This is a genomic window from Novosphingobium sp. BW1, assembly GCF_008107685.1.
In the GTDB taxonomy this organism is placed as follows: Bacteria; Pseudomonadota; Alphaproteobacteria; order Sphingomonadales; family Sphingomonadaceae; genus Novosphingobium.
The window spans coordinates 231,528-249,783 of the sequence record NZ_VIRF01000058.1 but is presented as its reverse complement, the minus strand read 5'-3'; the positions used below and the strand labels follow the sequence as shown (position 1 = coordinate 249,783).

The following is an 18,256-nucleotide window of genomic DNA, read 5'->3' as shown; positions in this document are numbered from 1 at the left end:
GTCAGCGCGGACAGGTGGCCGAGTGGTTTAAGGCAGCGGTCTTGAAAACCGCCGTGGGTGCAAGCTCACCGTGGGTTCGAATCCCACCCTGTCCGCCAATCACCTCTCTTCCCATGTCCATCTGAACACTGGGAAGTCCAGGGGTTTCCTTGGCTTGGTTAGTGATTCGCGTCCGTCTGCATCCAGCCCCATCCACCGGTGACCGATTGGAAATGTGGGGAAGAATGTGGAAGAATTTTGGTCATGGGTAAGCTTTCCGCAACGGTCGTGAAGGCAGCCCGGCGTCCGGGCCGGTTGGGCGATGGTGTTGATCTCTATCTCGTCGTCCAGCCTACTGGTTCGAAAAGCTGGGTGTGCCGGGTAAAGAGGCATGGAATGTGTCGCGACTTCGGGCTCGGCAGCGCCGCGATGGTATCGCTTGCCGATGCGCGCGAACGAGCCCGTGATATCCGAAGTTGGGTTGAGCTCGGGCTCGATCCGATCTTCGAGCGGCGAAAGGCGCAAGGGATCCCGACCTTTCGGGAAGCCGCAGCCAAGGTTCTGGCCGCGCATCGCAACTGGCTGCACGACGCGCTGTCGCTTGGAAATCGCCAGCCAGACTGTGCTCTTCGGTGACCGAGCTGTTCGACAAGAAGCGGTACGCCGCTTTGGACCCATTGCCATCGACCTACCTCATCTTCATATGCTGGCGCTCATTACAGGCGATCATTCGCTTCTCAAGAAACAGCTGCCCCGGATAGGCGAGCGACCCAATTGACAGCGATTCAGCTCCTGCATCCTGCCCTGCTGCACTCGAACTCGGCGTCGTCGAGTGCAATCTGCAAGCCGGATAGTTCTTGAATAACCTCGTTCGGCAGTTGGATCACAGTGAACTCCTGGACGCTATCCGCGAAGTTGGTCTCGCCAGAGCGGATGCGGTCAAGCAGCGATAAAGCGAGGGCTGAGCCTTCTGGGTCGAGATCGTCGACCTTCGCCACCAGTAGGTCTCGCGTCGAGGCGAGCTCATCCTCGAGCGTCTTGCGTGCTTCTAGTTCGCCATGGGGGCGACCGGGGATGCCTAGATTGAGACGGTCCATCGACTGTAAGGCCGATGCCTTCGCCACAGCCAAGTTCACGATCGGCGAGATTTCCGCGCGGAATGCGGGGAGGTCGAGTTGTTCGATCCAGATGTCGGCCTCGTCGGGGAGAGGTAGCAGCGTCTCATAGCCGCTGACGCTACGCGTCGGCAGCACCCGTCCGTCGACGCTCGGCATCACGGTGAGCCTGATGTCGTCTGGAACGGCTTGACAGGCGGCTAGCGTCGCGATCGCGTAACTGTCGATTTCCATCTGCGAAATCACTGGGATCACGAGGAGCGCCTTGCTGGGTGACCATGGGAGGATTCCGTCGGGGTCTTCCACGACATGCACCAGAGCCTCAACGCCGTCGTCTTCGAGCTGGGACTGGATCGATGCTGCCAGCTCGTTGCGCGCCGTCGCCACCCGCTTCTCGACCACTGAGGCGACAAGACGGAGCGCGTTGTAGGGTTTTGCCTTGCCGAGGAGCGTGGCGGATTTCACGCCCGGATGCGCAGTTCCCCCGGCAGCATCGCCCGCGATGATCCTGACGCGAACAAGGATCTCGCGGATCTTGCCGAGACCGGCAGGCGCGCCGCCGACGAGTTCCCACGGTTCCTGCGTGCCGGCCTCATCGGCGCATTTGATCAGGTCGGGGATCCAAGCGATGAAGGCGCTGGCGCCCTCTGGCAGCTGGTGGAAACGCCTACAGACGTCGGCACTGCCCGCATACAGCAAGTTCTGCAGCTTCGTAACGTTGGCGTTGAACTCCCATGATCCCTCGCCGGACGCGATTGCAGGCGGGGTCAGCTCGTGGGCGGCTTTGTGACGCTGTTCATGGCGGTCAACTGCGCATCGGAGACGCTCTTACCTCGGATGATGAGATTGAGGACGCAATCCAATGCAGGTGCGAGGCGGTCGACAAGCTCTTGCTCCCAGATCGCATCGCCCCATGCGATTGCCTCATTCCGGTCGAGGATAGCGAGTGTTCCAAGTAGGCGCACGACGCCGTCGATCACTGCCGCGAGCAGGTCGGCCGGTCTCGTCGCCAATGCGGAGCGGACGGTCGAGTGCAGCGGCATGCCGTTCAGTAAAGACAGGAACTGGTTAAGCTCTACCGCGTCCGTAGCGCCCGAGATCATCTCTTTGAGCAAGGGAGCTGGCAGCGGCAACGATGGTCATGCGATTGAATTTACTCATGCTGGCACTGAAGCAAAATGCCGTTCGGGCGGAAAGACAATAACGCGGGCGCAATGAAGATGACCAACCATTTTGGAAGCGCTGATTCTTTTTGGCAATGCAGCCGGAAGGCCCGGAAACAACATTGAACCTCGCCTCCCGCTGTTCCGGTTTATAAGGAACGGCAGGTTTTGGTGGCAAAGGCACAGCGGATGCTGGCCGACCTCGGCTACGGCGCCGAATGGTTCCGGGATGCTCTCGAACAAAAGGGGATCAAACCTTGTAATTCTGGCCGCAAATCCCGCTAGATGCCTGTCAAATACGACAAGCACCGATACAACCGTCGCAACCGCATTGAGATCGTGTTCGGACGCCTCAAGGATTGGCGTTGGGGCGCAACCCGCTACGAACGCTGCCCGACCGTATTCTTCTCAGCCCTCGCTCTGGCAGCCACTGTCCGCTTCTGGCTTTGATCAACGCGTCCTGAGCCCAAGGCATCCTTGCACGACACCAACTTTCCGTTCCTTCACCGCGTCGCTGACCGAGCCAACGCTTGCACGGGGCGAGCGCATCGCGCACACCAAGGGCATGACCACCCAAACCAGCTGCCCAGCGCCCGAAGCGCCCACCGCCGCGACGACCGACCTGACCTCAGGAATGGTGCGCATCGAAGGGGGCACTTTCACCATGGGCTCCGAGGATTTCTACCCGGAGGAAGCACCAAGGCGGCAGGTCCGGGTGGACAGCTTCTGGATTGATGAAATTCCGGTCACGAACCGTGAGTTCGCCCGCTTCGTACAGGCGACCGGTCACGTGACGTTTGCCGAGATCGCGCCCGACCCCAAAGACTATCCGGACATGCTACCGGGCATGGACAAGCCCGGAGCCTTGGTCTTTCGCAAGACCAGCGGACCAGTCGACATGGGCAATCCCGGCAACTGGTGGCATTTCGAGTTCGGCGCGGACTGGCGCCATCCCCTTGGTCCCGGTGCCGACATTGAGGCGCTCGGGCTTTGGGATCATCCGGTTGTCCAGGTTGCCTATGGCGATGCCGAAGCCTATGCGAAGTGGGCTGGCAAGAAATTGCCAACCGAAGCCGAATTCGAATATGCCGCGCGCGGCGGGCTGGACGATGCCCACTATGCCTGGGGTGATGAGCTCGCGCCGGATGGACAGATGATGGCCAATTACTGGCAGGGCCTGTTTCCCTTCGCCAACACCCTGGCCGATGGCTGGGAGCGGACCTCGCCCGTACGCAGCTTTCCGCCCAACGGGTATGGGCTCTATGACATGATTGCCAATACTTGGGAATGGACCTGCGACTGGTGGTCGCAGAACCCGGGCGCGGCGGCCTTGGCAAAGAAGAGCAAGGACAGCTGCTGCACCATTGCCAATCCGCGTGGCGGCAAGCTCAAAGAGAGCTTCGACCCCGCCCAACCCAAGATCAAAATCGGACGCAAGGTACTAAAAGGTGGCTCGCACCTGTGTGCGGCAAACTACTGCCAGCGCTATCGCCCGGCCGCGCGCCATCCCGAGGCGATCGACAGTTCAACTACGCACATCGGCTTTCGTTGCGTCGTGCGCCAAACCTGAACCCAAAGAATCTGACCGGGCTGGCAGGTGCGACCTGCCAGCCCGGCGCAAGCGTTTACCCTTATCTGGGTTTCAGGTGCGTCTCGAAGAAATCGAGCGTGCGCTCTTGCACGTCGATCTGGTGCGCGCGCTGCTGGATAGAGTGTCCCTCGCCCGGATAGTAGACGAGCTCCACCGGCTTGTTCAAACGCCTGAGGCCGGTGTAGTACTGCAGCGACATGTCCGGCGGCACGCGGGTGTCCGCCTTGCCATGCAGCAGCAGGACTGGTGTTTCCACCTTGTCGAGCAGTCGCACGGAGGACACCGCGTCAAGATCGCCAAGATGCTCCTGCGCCTCTCCGAAATAGGCCGCCGAGAAATCGGGAATGTCGGTCGTGCGGGCCAGAACCGCCATGTCGACCGGGGCGGCCCCGATCACGGCCGCCTTGAAGCGATCCGTCTGCGTCACACTCCAGGCAGACATGAAACCACCGTAGCTCCAGCCACCAATGCCCAGGCGCTCCGGATCGGACGTGCCAGCGGCCACCAGCCTATCGATTCCGTCCATCATGTCCTGGTAGTCCGCGCCGCCCCAGTCGCTGCCGACCGCGCGGGCAAACTCGGTACCCTGTCCGTCCGAGCCACGGATGTTGGGAAGCAGTACGGCGTAACCATGGGTTGCGAGCATCTGCGCCCATTCATGCCAGCTTCCCAGCCAGCCGGACCACCAGGCCCATTCCGGGCCGCCGTGGATCTGCACGACCGTGGGGAGTGCTGTCTTGCCATCGTATCCCGGCGGCGTGACAAGGACACCGTAGATGGTGCGGCCATCGACCGTGCTGGTCCAGGAGACCTCGCGCACGTCGCCAATGGTCCAGTCGGCAACCTGCGGATTGATCCGGGTGATGGCCGTGGCCTCGCCGCGGGGCGTCAGCGTCCAGATGTCGGAGGGGCGCTCCGGGCTGCTCAGCGCGACGGCAATGCGCTGGCTGCTGGCGTCGAGGGCCAGATCGTGCGCTTCCCCGTCCAGCTTAGCCAGCGTATTGATATGGCCGTCTAGCTTGATCTGGACGATCTTGGAGCGGGTCGCCTCAAAGGTCGTCGCGAGAATCGATCGGCTGTCCGGCGCCCAGGTAAAATGTGTGAAGAGACCGGGATACTGATCGCCCAGCTTCAACGTCTCGCCCCGGGTCAGGTCATGCACGCGCACGGCCGTACCGATGGGGCTGTCCCGGTGAACGACCGAGGAGAGTAGCTTGCTCCCATCGGGCGACCAGCTGATCGGACCACGCGAATGGGCAATCAGGGGTTCGCCCAGCTTGCCGGTTTGCGGATCGATCAGCGCGACACCGCTGCCGTAGAAAAACGTGTTGATGTCGGTGTGGTCCGCCGTGCTCACTGCGATTTGCGAACCATCGGGCGACCAGGCCATCTCCGAGATGTTGAGGCCATCGGGTGAGACCCGGCGCGCATCGCCCGTCTCAAGATCGAGGATCCACAGGCGCGTGAAGTGACCCGGCTCGCCGTAGACCACTTCGTCGCGGCCTGCCTCGGCATCGGCCTGCTCTTCGGGCGTTTCGGGATCGGCCGCAAGGAAGGCAAGGCTGCGGCCATCGGGCGCGAACGCCAGCTTGGTGACCGAAGTGCGCAGGGCCGTAAGCGGGATGGCTTCACCGCCATCCACGGACATCATCCAGGCCTGCGTCGTGCCCATTGCCTCGCCCTTCCCGGCCCGAGCGCCTTCGACCTTGGTCGCGAAACGGAATTCCGTGTTCTCCTCCTCGACCAGGGGATTTGGGCGGTCGGAAAGGAAGGCGATGCGCTGGCCATGCGGGCCCCACTGCGGCGCCGTGCTAACGCCCTTGGCTCCGGCAAGCAGCCTGGCAGGCCTGCGGCCATTGGTCGGGACCACCCAGATAGACTGGCGCGGTGAGCCTGCCGTCGCGATCTGGTTGGTTACGGTATAGAGGATGCTCTGGCCATCGGGCGACATGGCGATTTCACGCATGTCCTTGAGGCCCACGATATCCTCGGGAGAGATAGGGCCACCCTCTTCTGCCTTGGACGTCTGTTCGGAAGGCTCGGAAGGAGCGGCAAAGGAGACGGTCGGCCCCAACGCCAGCACGGCGGCGAGGACGGAACGGATCATGTAGTGCATTGGCGTACCCTTTTGGCGCCCCGGCTTCGTTGCGCAGGCTCGGCTGCGATGGGGCGCCCCGCGCATAAGACCGAAACTTACACGATGGGAAGGGTAAGTTGGCCTTTTCAAACAGATCGCGCGTCTTGTTCACAAGCTTGCGACGATCCTCCTCCAAACGAGATCGAAGCGCGCATGCGCAATTGCACACATGACATCTCGCACTGTGTGCACTAGAAATTTACTGAAACGGGGGAGTGCCGAAGGTGAACAATTCGAGCCAAGTCGCGCCAGGCGTCGGCCCAGCACCCGCCCCCCTCCGAGCCCTTCGGACGCCGCAATGAGCTTGTCCAGCGCCATATTCGCCTCGCTAGGGCTGGTCCTCATCCTGTTTGCCGTTGCGGCAACGGTGGAGCGCATGGCGCGCCGCGGATACCTGCAACGCCGTGTCCGGCGCGGGGCCTATACCCTCGCGCTCGGTGTCTACTGCACCAGCTGGACGTTCTATGGATCGACCGGTACCGCGGTGCAGTCTGGCTGGGCCTTCCTTCCCATCTACGCCGGACCGATCTTGCTGCTGCTGTTGGCACCAGGCTTCCTGCACCGCTTGGGACGCGCGGTGCTGCAGGAACGTGCGACGACCGTATCGGACTTTATTGCGGCGCGCTTCGGCCACGACATCGTGGTTGCCCGTCTTGTCACGCTGATTGCACTCCTGGGAAGCATTCCTTACCTTGCCTTGCAGCTTCGCTCCATCGGCAACGCCCTCTCCCTCGTATCGGGTTCCGCGATTGCTGTTCCGGCCATGATTGCAGCCAGCGTCCTTCTCACCCTGTTCGCGCTCCTCTTTGGCGCACGACGCTTCGAACTGGCGGGCCGCAGCGAGGGCCTGCTCTTTGCAATCGGGCTTGATTCCGCGTTCAAGATCGTCGCCCTGGGTGTCGTGGCCGTGCTGGCGCTCATCTTGCTCGCAGATGCGGAGCCGGCTCGCATTGCAAGCGGGGCCGCGCAGATGCGTGCCAATTTCGCACCGGGAAACATCAGCCTCGACGTGATGACCGTTCTCCTCGTCTCGGTTTTCGCGATCGTGGCGCTACCTCGCCAGTTCTACATGAGCTTTGTCGAGGCGCGCGCGGAGGACGACATGCTGCGCGCGCGCCATGGGCTGGCCGCCTACCTTGCCGTCATGGCCATTATGATCGTCCCCATCGCTCTTGCCGGTCACACCCTGCTTCCGGAAGGGATATCGCCCGATCTCTACGTGCTGCGCTTGCCTGACTGGGTGGGAGCCGAACTGGCCCTGGCCGCCGCACTCCTTGGCGGCGTGGGAGCGGCCGCTTCGATGGCCATCGTGGACACGACTGCACTTGCGACCATGGTGTCGAACGATCTGCTTGCACGGGCCGTCTTTGCCGCCCCCGGCGCCGACACACGGCGTCAATCGGCCGGGGGTATCGGGCGGCGCATGCTAGCGCTTCGGCGCCTTTCCATCGCAGCCATTATGGCGCTGGCGTTGGCGTTCGCCCTCCTCGTGAACCGCGACCAGTCACTGGCCTCGATGGGCCTTGTTGCCTTTGCTGCCATGGCCCAGTTTACGCCGCACCTGATCCTTGCCACCAACGGTCGGGAGCGTGATCCCTTGGCCGCGCGGGCGAGCCTGGCCGTCGGCCTGGTCGTCTGGGCCTATACGCTTGCCCTGCCTCCTATCCTTCCCGTAAGCTGGACCCTGCTTCTGGAGAGCGGTCCGTTGGCGCCGGAACATCTCTTCGGCATCGCGGCGACAAGCACCTTTGTCCACGGCGTACTCTGGAGCTTGGGGCTCAATCTGGCAGTCTATGCCCTCATAGCTGCGCGCAAGATGCCTGCGCCAGCCCTGCCAAGCCTCTTCGCTCCCTCGCACCGGGTCACCAATCTGGGCGAGCTGGAGCAGTTCGTCGCCAGCTTCATCGGCGAGGAACGGGCCCTTAGCGAATTCCCCTCCGGCGAACATGGCCAGCCTGTCGATCGTCGCACGGCCCACCGGGCGCAGGCTCTGATCGGTGAGGTTGTAGGCGCGGCTTCGGCCCGCACACTTGTGGCCTCGGCCCTTGCAAGCGGACAGATGTCGATTGCCGATGTGACCCGCCTGCTCGACGAGGGCGGGCAGTCGCTGCGCTTCTCGCGCCAGCTTCTGGCCGCGACCTTCGAGAACATCGATGCCGGCATCAGCGTGGTCGATGCCGAACTCAATCTCATCGCCTGGAATTCACGCTACGAAGAGATCCTGGAATACCCGGCCGGACTGGTGCGCGCGGGAATGCCTATCGAGATCCTCATCCGCCACAACGCCGAGCGCGGAGACTTCGGTTCGGACGACGTGGAGGCGTCAATCGTGCGGCGGCTCGATCATCTGCGTGCGCGGCAGAGCCACAGCTTCGAGCGCCGCCGTGACGATGGTCGTGTGGTCAAGACCGTGGGCGGCCCGATGCCGGGCGGCGGCTACGTCATGTCCTTCACCGATGTGACCGAGGAAGTGCGCGTGCGCGATGAGTTGGAACGCACGCTCGCCGAACTAGAACAACGGGTCGAGGAGCGCACCCACGAAGTGCGTGAGGCCAACCGCCTGCTGGCCCGCGCGACGCAGGACAAGACCCGTTTCCTCGCCGCTGCCAGCCACGATCTTCTCCAGCCGCTCCACGCCGCGCGCCTGTTCACCGCGGCGCTGGGGCGTAAGGCCCAAGCCGACGTGCAGCCCCTCGTCGGGCGGGTCGACAGCGCCATCGTCGCGGCCGAGGAACTTCTGCGCGCACTGCTCGACATCTCGCGCATCGATGCAGGCGGCGTCATTCCCGATACCGAATCTGTCGCACTCGCGCCCTTTCTAGCCGATCTTGCCGAGAGCTTCCGGCCAAGTGCAGAGGCGAAGGGGCTGCGCCTCAAGATAGGCTCTCTCTACGGACAGGTCGAAACCGATCCAGGGCTGCTGCGCTCGGTCATGCAGAACTTCCTCTCCAACGCCGTGCGCTACACGCAGCGCGGAGGGGTCGTCCTGGGCGTGCGTACACGTGGTGACTGGCTGCGCATCGATGTGGTCGATACCGGCGTCGGTTTTCCGGAAGAGGCCGCCGAAACGATCTTTGGCGAGTTCACGCGGCTCGGCACGATCGAGGCCGAGGGCCTGGGGCTGGGCCTGGCCCTGGTCGAGCGGATCGTGCGTCTTCTCGGCGGACGTATGGAGGTTTCCTCCAACGAGGACCGCGGAAGCCGCTTCAGCCTGCTTCTCCCGACGGCCGAACCCGTGGACGCTCCCAGGCGTCAAACGTCCTTGCCACGCGAAATCACGGGCCCTGTTGAACGCCTGGCTGTGCTGGTGGTCGACAACGATTCCAGGATCGTTGAGGCGACCGTCGCCCTGGTCGAAGAACTGGGCCACCGTGCCGTAGGCGTCACGGGAGTAAACCAGGCCCTGCCTTATGCGGGCGAGATTGACGCGGTCCTTGCCGACTACCGACTTGACGGAGGCGAAACTGGTATTGCCTTGATCGAAGCGCTGCGCGCCATTCGCCCTACCCTGCCCGCCGCCATCCTGACGGCCGAGCCGCAAGGCCCGGTCCGGTCTGCGGCCGAAGCGCTGGGCGTTCGGGTTCTCGCCAAGCCGGTGGAACCCGGCCTTATCGAGAGCTTTTTGGCCAGTGTTTCAATGGCTGAGGTGCAGGCCGAGTGAGCGTGCAACGAGTGCTGCCTGAGTGCGGTTGCTGACATCGAGCTTGCGCATGATTGCTGTCATGTGCGCTTTTACGGTCGCCTCGCTGACACCCAGGCTATGCGCGATCTGCTTGTTGAGCTGCCCGTCGAGAACGGCCAGAAGCACCTTGAGCTGGGTCGGCGTGAGGCCTGCGACGCGCTCACGGATCGGGTCGAGATCGCTGGGCTCGGCCTGTTTGCGCGGAGCCGGGGCCGCTCCTGAGAACGCAGCCGCAATCGCGGCTTCTATCTCGGAAAGGTCGGCATCCTTATGAAGAAAGCCCTTGGCCCCGAAGGCCCGTGCCTCTTCGGCAGCTGTGCCGCCCTCTGCGCTGGACACGACAAGTATAGGGACATCCGGCCGCTCGGCATGGAGCAGCGCGATGCCTGAAAAGCCAACGGCGCCGGGCATCTTGAGGTCAAGCAGGATCAGGGCGAGATCGGGGTGAGCCGCAAGAGCGGTCGAGGCGGCCCCTAAAGTGCCCGCCTCGACGATCTGTGCATCGGGAGCGACCTGCCCTACCGCGAGGGCAAGGGCCTGACGGAAAAGCGGATGATCATCGGCAATGAGGACGCTGCGAGTCATCCCTCGTGCGTAGCACCGGCCTTTGCACCCTGCATCCCTCTTGTGGCCTCCCTCGTGGTTGGCTCGATCAGGCTGCGGCTGGCTGCGGGCGGTTCTCGATCAGGTTGTCGACCACCGAAGGGTCTGCCAGCGTCGAGGTATCGCCCAGGCTCGAGACATCGTTCTCGCCGATCTTGCGCAGGATTCGGCGCATGATCTTGCCGGAACGGGTCTTGGGAAGGCCGGGGGCAAACTGAATGACGTCGGGTGTTGCGATGGGACCGATCTCGTGGCGCACCCACTTGATCAGCTCCCGGCGGAGGTCCTCGTCCGCCTCAACCCCGCTGTTTGTGGTTACGAAGGCGTAGATGCCCTGCCCTTTGATCTCGTGCGGCATGCCCACGACCGCAGCTTCGGCGACCTTGTGGTGCGCCACCAGCGCGGACTCGATCTCGGCGGTACCCATACGGTGGCCGGAGACGTTGATGACGTCATCGATGCGGCCCGTGATCCAGTAATAGCCGTCCTCGTCGCGGCGACAGCCGTCGCCCGTGAAATAGAACCCCCTGAAGGTGCTGAAATAGGTCTGGAAGAAGCGCTCATGATCGCCCCACACGGTGCGCATCTGGCCCGGCCAGCTGTCCGCGACGACAAGGCAGCCCTCGCCCGCACCCGTCATTTCCTTGCCATCGTTGTCGAGCAGCATGGGGCGCACGCCGAACATCGGCTTGGAGGCGGAGCCCGGCTTGAGGTCGGTCGCGCCGGGAAGCGGAGTAATCATTACGCCGCCCGTCTCAGTCTGCCACCAGGTGTCAACTATGGGGCAGCGCCCCTCACCCACCACGTTGTAGTACCAGGACCAGGCTTCGGGGTTGATTGGTTCGCCCACCGAACCCAGCACCTTGAGACTCTTGCGGCTGGTTGCCTGCACGTAGTCGTCGCCCTCGCGCATCAGCGCGCGCAAAGCAGTCGGCGCGCCGTAGAAGATCTCGACCTCGTATTTGTCGACGATCTGCCAGAAGCGGCTTGCGTCCGGGAAGCTGGGAACGCCCTCGAACATCACCGTGGTCGCGCCGTTCATCAAGGGCCCGTAAACCACATAGGAGTGGCCCGTGACCCAACCGATATCGGCCGCGCACCAGTAGATCTGGCCGGGTCGATAATCGAAGACGTACTCGTGCGTCATCGAGGCCCAGACCGAGTAGCCGCCAGTGGTGTGGAGCACGCCCTTGGGCTTGCCGGTCGAACCCGAGGTGTAGAGGATGAAGAGCGGGTCTTCGGCGTTCATTTCCTCCGGGACGCAGTCGACCGATTGCTCGGAAACGCTTGTCGCCCAATCGATGTCGCGGCCCTCGACCATGGGTACGTCTGCGCCGGTATGGGAGAGCACGATAACGGTCTCGACGCCGGGGCAATTCTCGAGCGCCTCGTCGACATTGACCTTGAGCGCCACGCGCTTGCCGCCGCGCAGGCCCTGATCGGCGGTAAGCACGATGGAACTGTCGCAGTCGGTAATTCGCCCCCCGAGCGCGTCGGGGGAGAAGCCAGCAAAGACGATAGAGTGGATCGCACCGATGCGCGCGCAGGCCAGCATCGCTACAGCCGCTTCGGGCACCATCGGCAGGTAGATGGTGACGCGGTCACCCTTCGTGACGCCGCGCGCCTTCAGAAGGTTGGCAAAGCGGCACACGTCTTCGTGCAGCTGGCGGTAGGTGATGCGGCGTTCCGGGTCCTTGGGATCGTCGGGCTCCCACAGGATCGCAATCTGATCGCCGCGTTCGGCAAGGTGCCGGTCCAATGCGTTGGCCGAAAGGTTGAGCGTGCCGTCGGGGAACCAGGAGATGCCGAAATCGGCCTCGTGGAAGCTGGTTTGCTTGACCACACTGAAGGGTTTGATCCAGTCGATCCGCTGTGCCTCGTCTCGCCAGAAACCTTCCGGATCGTCGACCGAGCGCTGGTATTTTTCGATGTAGGTATCTTGGTTGATCAGCGCATTCTTTGCCCAGTCCTCAGGGACGGGATAAAGGGCCTCGACCATGGGTATCTCCTCTCCGGTATGTTGCGCGCCGGTTAATCCGGGTTTGAGTGTCCTCTAGCACATTTCACGTTCTCAACCGACATTAGACAATGGTCGTAGTACTGCGCCAAAGGTCGGGATGGTGCCCGTCTCTCTTCTTCCAGAACATATCAAGGCCCGGGCACGTTCCCAAGAGAATGGACACGGCCGGGGCACTGGAGGAGAGGAAAGATGTCCATGAACAGGCGCTGGATCTGTGCCCTGCTCGCAGCGACGAGCCTGGCGGCCCCGCAGGTGGCCCAGGCCGCGATGACCGAGCGCGAAGCAGCCCTGGAAGCCCGGCTTGAGCGGCTTGAGGCCGAGATGCAGCAATTGCGGGCGGACCTGGCCGCCACGCGTGAGGACCAGGCCGCCGCCGACACCCGCACGCAGGAGTCGCTGGCAAGCGTTACCGCCCAGAACGCCGAGGTGGCGACCCGCAGCGCGGCTGCCGAAACGGCTCGCCCCATGAGCGAGAATGGTTTTACCGTGGGTGCCACCCGCTTCACGCTGGGCGGTTATGTCCGCGTCAACGCGATTGCCTCGCGCTGGAGCGAAGGCGACGTCGGTGTCGGCGCGCTGGGTAAGGAATTCTACCTCCCCCAGCACATTCCGGTTGGCGATGCGCCTTCCAGCACCGACATGACGATGATGGCCCGTCAGACCCGCTTCTCGCTCGGCGCGGCAACGCCCGTCGGGGACAAGGAGATCAAGGGCTACCTGGAATTCGACTTCGCGCTCGCCACCGCACCTGCTGGCGCGCAGCGTGCGACAAACCCGTACACCCCGACCCTGCGCCGCGCTTTCCTGCAATACGATCACTGGCTTATCGGACAGGAGTGGTCGACCTTCCAGAACACTGCCGTCCTGCCGGAATCGACCGACTTTGCAGGGCCAATCGAAGGCACCGTGTTCAACCGCCAGACGCAGATCCGCTACACTACCCGGCTGAGCCAGGGGCTGGAACTGGCCGTCGCGCTCGAGAACCCGCAGACCGAGATCCTGTCCAGTGGTTCGCCCGGCTATCTCGATCTCGACGAGGACCGCCTGCCCGATCTGGTCGGGCGGCTCAACTGGTCCAATTCGCTCGGCAATTTCACGCTGGCAGGCATAGTCCGCGAGCTGCGCTCGGAACTCGGCGGGGACAAGCACACTGCCGCCGGCTGGGGCATCTCGGGCTCAGGCAAGATCCCCTTCGGCCCGGACAACCTCCACGACCTGCGCTTCATGGCAACCTATGGCAAGGGCATCGGGCGCTACCTAGGGCTCGGCTTCGTGGGGGATGTGATGCAGCCCCAGACGGGCGACAAGCTGACCGTCATCGACAACTTCGCCGCGCTTGCCGCGCTCAAGCTGGGATGGGGTGGCACCCTGCGCTCAACGTTCATGGGCGGCTACCAGGGTGCCGATTATCCCAGTGGACTGCTGGTTCACGACTTGGCGAACAAGCGGGCCTGGAGTGCGGCGGCGAACCTGTTCTGGACGCCGGTCGCGCATTTCGACGTCGGCGTCGAATACCGCCACGCCCTGCGTAAGACGGTTTCGGGCGCGGACGGCGCGCTCGACCGCATGGAGTTTGCCGCCAAGTACAGTTTCTAAGAGGGACAACATGCGGCTGCCCGGCCCGTCTTTACGCGGACCGGTAGCTATCACGGGAGAGTTTGCAATGGCCACGACACACGAAGAATACGATGGCTTGCCCAAGCATCACAAGGCCACGGGCAAGGAGAAGCTAGTCATCACCGCGTCCTCGCTCGGCACGGTGTTCGAATGGTACGATTTCTATCTCTACGGGCTTCTCGCCAGTTTCATCTCGCGCACGTTCTTCTCGGGCGTGAACGAGACCACCGGCTTCATCCTCGCGCTCGGCGCGTTCGCGGCCGGTTTCGCGGTCCGCCCCTTCGGCGCGCTCGTCTTCGGGCGCGTGGGCGACCTTGTCGGCCGTAAGTACACCTTCCTTGTCACCATGGGCCTGATGGGCGTCTCGACCTTCGCGGTCGGCCTCCTGCCCGGTTACGATACCCTGGGCATTGCCTCGCCGATCATCCTGGTAGCACTGCGCGTGATCCAAGGCCTGGCGTTGGGCGGTGAATATGGCGGCGCGGCGACCTACGTGGCCGAGCACGCGCCTGCCAACAAGCGTGGCCTCTACACCAGCTTCATCCAGATCACGGCGACCTTCGGTCTGTTCGCCGCGCTTCTCATCGTGCTGGGCGTGCGCACCGGCATGGGCGAGGACACCTTCGCTGGCTGGGGTTGGCGCGTCCCATTCCTGCTCTCGGCGATCCTGCTGGGCGTGTCGATGTGGATCCGCCTGCAGCTCAATGAAAGCCCCGTCTACCAGAAGATGAAGGAGGAAGGCACGACATCGAAGGCCCCCATCACTGAGGCCTTTGGCCAGTGGGGCAATCTGAAGTTCGTACTGATCGCCCTGTTTGGCGCGGTCGCGGGCCAGGCGGTTGTCTGGTACACCGGCCAGTTTTACGCGATGTTCTACCTCGAAAAGATCCTCAAGGTGGACGGCGCCACGACCAATTATCTGATTGCCATCGCGCTGGCGCTGGGCACCCCGCTCTTCGTCTTCTTTGGTTGGCTGTCCGATCGTATCGGGCGCAAGTACATCATCCTTGGTGGCTGCCTGCTCGGCGCGGTGAGCTACTTCCCCGCTTTCCACGCGCTGTCTGAAGCGGCCAACCCGGCCCTGGCCCGTGCGACGGTCTCCGCCCCGGTCGTGGTGACCGCGCATGAAGGCGAGTGCTCGTTCCAGTTCGACCCCATCGGCAAGAACAAGTTCGACTCCAGCAGCTGTGACATCGCCAAGGCGTTCCTCGCCAAGAACGGCATCAACTACACCAACGTCGAGGCCCCTGCGGGTACCATAGCTTCGGTCTCGGTCGGCGGGACATCGCTCGTCGCGCCCGATCCGGCGAAGATCCAGGGTGAGGCGCGCGCGGCGGACATCACCGCCTACAAGGGCCAGATCGCCACTGCGCTTGCCAACGCAGGCTATCCAGCAGCGGCCAACCCGGAGGAAATCGACACGGTCAAGGTCGTCGCGATCCTGTTCTACCTCGTGGTGCTCGTCACCATGGTCTACGGACCGATTGCCGCGATGCTGGTCGAACTGTTCCCGACCAAGATCCGCTACACCTCGATGTCGCTTCCCTACCACCTGGGCAACGGCTGGTTCGGCGGCTTCCTGCCCACCACGGCCTTCGCGATGGTCGCTGCGACCGGCGATATCTACTACGGCCTGTGGTACCCTGTCGTCGTCGCGATCATGACCGTCGTCATCGGTGTCATCTTCCTGCCCGAAACATTCCGTCGCAATATCGACGACTGATTGATCACGAAGGCAGAGCGTGATCCACTCGCCACCGCCTCCGCAACCTGATTTCAATCAAGGTGCGGGGGCGCCGCCACGCCTACAGATATCGGTACACCCTCTCCAAACGGAGTATTCCAGATGTCCACTATTACAGCCGTCACCCTCCCCACCCGCTCTGGGCTCGATCTCGACGTGCGGCCCGCAACAGAGGCCGATGCCGGGATCCTCTTGGAATTCTTCGACCGGGTGAGCGACGAGGACCGCCGCTTCCGCTTCTTTGCAGCGGCCGAGCACGTCAGCGAAGCGCAGCTTGCACCGATGGTCCACGCCGACCACTTCCGCACCGAATCCTGGCTGGGCTTTAACACTGCGACCGGCGAACTCATCGCTTCGGGACTGCTCGCCTGTGACGGCCCGCTCGACACCGGCGAGATCGCGATCTCGGTGGCCAATGCCTACAAGGGCCAGGGCGTGGGCTGGGCCATGCTCGATTTTCTCGCCAATCAGGCCAAGGAGCGGGGGTGCCGCCGCGCCATCGCCATCGAGAGCCGCGACAACCATGCCGCGATCGAACTCGAACGCGAGAAGGGCTTTGTCCCCGAACCCTTTGATGGAGACCCTACCATGGTCGTACTGTCCAAGTCGTTTCGATAAAGCCACAACAAAAGAAGCCGACACCCCTTAGAAAAGGAGATCGGGGTGTCGGATGAGGAGGAGAGAACAACATGAGTGATGCCTATCGGCAGACCTGGGATCTGAGCATCAAGCATCCCGAGGCGTTCTGGAGCCAGGCCGCGCGCGCAATCGACTGGATCTCGCCGCCCGACACCACCTACGATCCCGACCGGGGCTGGTTCGCCGGAGGCACGCTCAACACCACATGGAATGCGGTCGATCGCCATGTCGCTAACGGACGCGGCAAGGATTGCGCCCTCATCTACGACAGCCCCGTCACAGACAGCGTCGAGCGCTGGACTTATGCCGGGCTGCAGGACGAGGTAGGCCGGGTCGCGGCGATGCTCGAGGTCCGCGGCGTTAGGCGGGGCGACCGCGTCGTCATCTACATGCCCATGATCCCGCAGACCGTGTTTGCCATGCTGGCCTGCGCACGTCTGGGCGCGATCCACTCGGTTGTCTTCGGAGGTTTTGCCGCGCACGAACTGGCCAAGCGCATCGACGATGCCACGCCGCGTGTGCTCCTCACCGCCTCGTGCGGGGTCGAGGGAAGCCGCACCATCGCCTACAAGCCGCTTGTTGACGAGGCGCTTGCCAGCGCACGCCACGAAGTCGAGAGCGTTCTCGTGCTTCAGCGCCCGCAGGTTGCCGCCGAGCTGAGCGCCCCACGCGACCACGACTGGGCCGCTCTGCGTGAAGAGACCGCGCACCTCCCTGTCCCGCCCTGTGCGGAAATGGCGGCAAGCGACCCGCTCTATATCCTCTACACCTCCGGCACGACTGGTACTCCCAAGGGCGTGGTGCGCGAGAATGGGGGCCACGCCGTCAATCTCGCCTGGTCGATGCCAGCGATATACGACATCGGGCCGGGTGATGTGTTCTGGGCAGCCTCGGACGTGGGCTGGGTCGTGGGCCACAGCTACATCGTCTACGCGCCGCTGCTCGCGGGCGCGACGACCGTTCTGTTCGAGGGCAAGCCGGTCGGTACACCCGATGCAGGGACGTTCTGGCGCGTCATCCAGCGCCACAAGGTCAAGACCTTCTTCACCGCCCCGACTGCAATCCGGGCTATTCGCAAGGAAGACCCGGACGCGAGTTTCCTCCAGGAAATCGGGACCGGGAACCTCAAGGTGATCTTCCTGGCTGGGGAACGCGCCGACCCCGAGACCATCTCGTGGGCTGAAGAGCACACCTGCCTGCCCGTGATCGACCACTGGTGGCAGACCGAACTGGGCGCGCCTGCCATTGCCACCTGCTTCGGCCTTGGCGACACCCGCCGCCGGCGTGGCAGTGCGGGCTTTCCGGTGCCGGGCAACGCCTTCGCAATCCTGGGTGAAGACGGTCAGCCAGTGCCTGACGGGCAGAGCGGCGCCGTGGTCATGCGCGAACCCCTGGCTCCGTGTGCCTACCGCACGCTCTGGAACAACCCGGTAGGTTACGCCAAGAACTTCACGTCCTTCCCCGGCTTCTACGAGACGGGCGACGCGGGCCATTTCGATGCGGAGGGTTTCCTCCACATCATGGGCCGCACCGATGACATCATCAATGTGGCCGGGCACCGCCTCTCCACCGGGCAGATGGAGCAGATCGTAGCCACCGTCGATGGCGTGGCCGAATGCGCAGTGATCGGCGCGGACGATGCGCTCAAGGGCCAGATCCCGATTGCCTTCGTGATCCCGCGGGCCGGGGCGAGCGACCTGAAAAGCCTGGCGCCTCGCGTCATTGCCGAAGTCCGCAGCGAACTGGGCGCCGTGGCCGCGCTCAAGACTGCCTTCGTCGTGCCCCAGCTGCCCAAGACCCGCTCGGGCAAGATCCTACGCAATGTCCTTCGCAAGATCATGAACGGCGAGGACTTCCCGCCGCCCCCGACCATCGAGGATCCCGGCGCGCTCCATGCGATCCGTTCCGTCGCCTTCCCTAAGGCGGCGGCCTGACAGCGCAAAAGGACACCAAACAAGAAAGGGCG

The 18,256-nt window shown here is 63.5% G+C and carries 12 protein-coding genes, 1 tRNA gene and 1 pseudogene; 9 read left to right on the top strand and 5 right to left on the bottom strand.

Going from position 1 to position 18,256, the window contains the following annotated elements; genetic code table 11:
* Window positions 1-8: 8 nt before the first annotated feature.
* Together FMM79_RS06215 and FMM79_RS06210 are read left to right on the top strand one after the other, a co-directional pair.
* Window positions 9-98, top strand: a tRNA-Ser gene (locus tag FMM79_RS06215).
* Between the two features lie 145 nt (window positions 99-243).
* Complete coding sequence (locus FMM79_RS06210) at window positions 244-615, top strand: Arm DNA-binding domain-containing protein (protein WP_148626644.1); 372 nt, start codon at window positions 244-246, stop codon at window positions 613-615.
* A gap of 149 nt (window positions 616-764) precedes the next feature.
* Here the strand turns inward: FMM79_RS06210 and FMM79_RS06205 are convergent, their stop codons facing one another.
* Together FMM79_RS06205 and FMM79_RS06200 are read right to left on the bottom strand one after the other, a co-directional pair.
* Window positions 765-1,793, bottom strand: a complete 1,029-nt coding sequence (locus FMM79_RS06205) for a hypothetical protein (RefSeq protein WP_148626643.1) — start codon at window positions 1,791-1,793, stop codon at window positions 765-767.
* Window positions 1,794-1,861: 68 nt separating this feature from the next.
* Entirely contained in the window at window positions 1,862-2,197 is a 336-nt protein-coding gene (locus FMM79_RS06200) for a hypothetical protein (RefSeq protein WP_162528450.1), read from the bottom strand.
* Between the two features lie 237 nt (window positions 2,198-2,434).
* Between FMM79_RS06200 and FMM79_RS06195 the strand changes: the two are divergent.
* Window positions 2,435-2,707: pseudogene (locus FMM79_RS06195) on the top strand (transposase); the annotation flags it as partial.
* A 184-nt stretch (window positions 2,708-2,891) separates the two neighbouring features.
* Window positions 2,892-3,827 (top strand): formylglycine-generating enzyme family protein, encoded by a 936-nt coding sequence (locus FMM79_RS06190; RefSeq protein WP_148626806.1) that lies wholly within the window; start codon window positions 2,892-2,894, stop codon window positions 3,825-3,827.
* A 61-nt stretch (window positions 3,828-3,888) separates the two neighbouring features.
* Here the strand turns inward: FMM79_RS06190 and FMM79_RS06185 are convergent, their stop codons facing one another.
* Window positions 3,889-5,964: a S9 family peptidase gene (locus FMM79_RS06185; RefSeq protein ID WP_162528449.1), complete on the bottom strand. Its 2,076-nt coding sequence runs from the start codon at window positions 5,962-5,964 to the stop codon at window positions 3,889-3,891.
* Window positions 5,965-6,283: 319 nt separating this feature from the next.
* Between FMM79_RS06185 and FMM79_RS06180 the strand changes: the two genes are divergently transcribed.
* Window positions 6,284-9,646, top strand: coding sequence for a PAS-domain containing protein (locus FMM79_RS06180; protein WP_148626640.1), 3,363 nt, complete (start codon window positions 6,284-6,286; stop codon window positions 9,644-9,646).
* On the opposite strand, the gene FMM79_RS06175 is transcribed toward FMM79_RS06180, so the two are convergent.
* On the bottom strand, window positions 9,620-10,252 hold the full coding sequence (locus tag FMM79_RS06175; RefSeq protein ID WP_148626639.1) for a LuxR C-terminal-related transcriptional regulator: 633 nt from the start codon (window positions 10,250-10,252) through the stop codon (window positions 9,620-9,622). The two genes, FMM79_RS06180 and FMM79_RS06175, sit on opposite strands and share 27 nt — an antisense overlap.
* A 67-nt stretch (window positions 10,253-10,319) precedes the next feature.
* Entirely contained in the window at window positions 10,320-12,269 is a 1,950-nt protein-coding gene (gene acs / locus FMM79_RS06170) for an acetate--CoA ligase (RefSeq protein ID WP_148626638.1), read from the bottom strand.
* Between the two features lie 210 nt (window positions 12,270-12,479).
* On the opposite strand from acs, the gene FMM79_RS06165 reads away from it, so the two are divergent.
* The 4 genes from FMM79_RS06165 to FMM79_RS06150 all read left to right on the top strand — a co-directional run bounded on the left by FMM79_RS06165 (window position 12,480) and on the right by FMM79_RS06150 (window position 18,224).
* Entirely contained in the window at window positions 12,480-13,886 is a 1,407-nt protein-coding gene (locus FMM79_RS06165) for a DcaP family trimeric outer membrane transporter (RefSeq protein WP_240339016.1), read from the top strand.
* 67 nt (window positions 13,887-13,953) lie between these two features.
* Window positions 13,954-15,630 (top strand): MFS transporter, encoded by a 1,677-nt coding sequence (locus FMM79_RS06160; protein WP_148626637.1) that lies wholly within the window; start codon window positions 13,954-13,956, stop codon window positions 15,628-15,630.
* Window positions 15,631-15,753: 123 nt separating this feature from the next.
* Complete coding sequence (locus tag FMM79_RS06155) at window positions 15,754-16,269, top strand: GNAT family N-acetyltransferase (protein WP_148626636.1); 516 nt, start codon at window positions 15,754-15,756, stop codon at window positions 16,267-16,269.
* A 71-nt stretch (window positions 16,270-16,340) separates the two neighbouring features.
* Entirely contained in the window at window positions 16,341-18,224 is a 1,884-nt protein-coding gene (locus FMM79_RS06150; RefSeq protein ID WP_148626635.1) for an AMP-binding protein, read from the top strand.
* The last annotated feature ends 32 nt before the right edge of the window (window positions 18,225-18,256 follow it).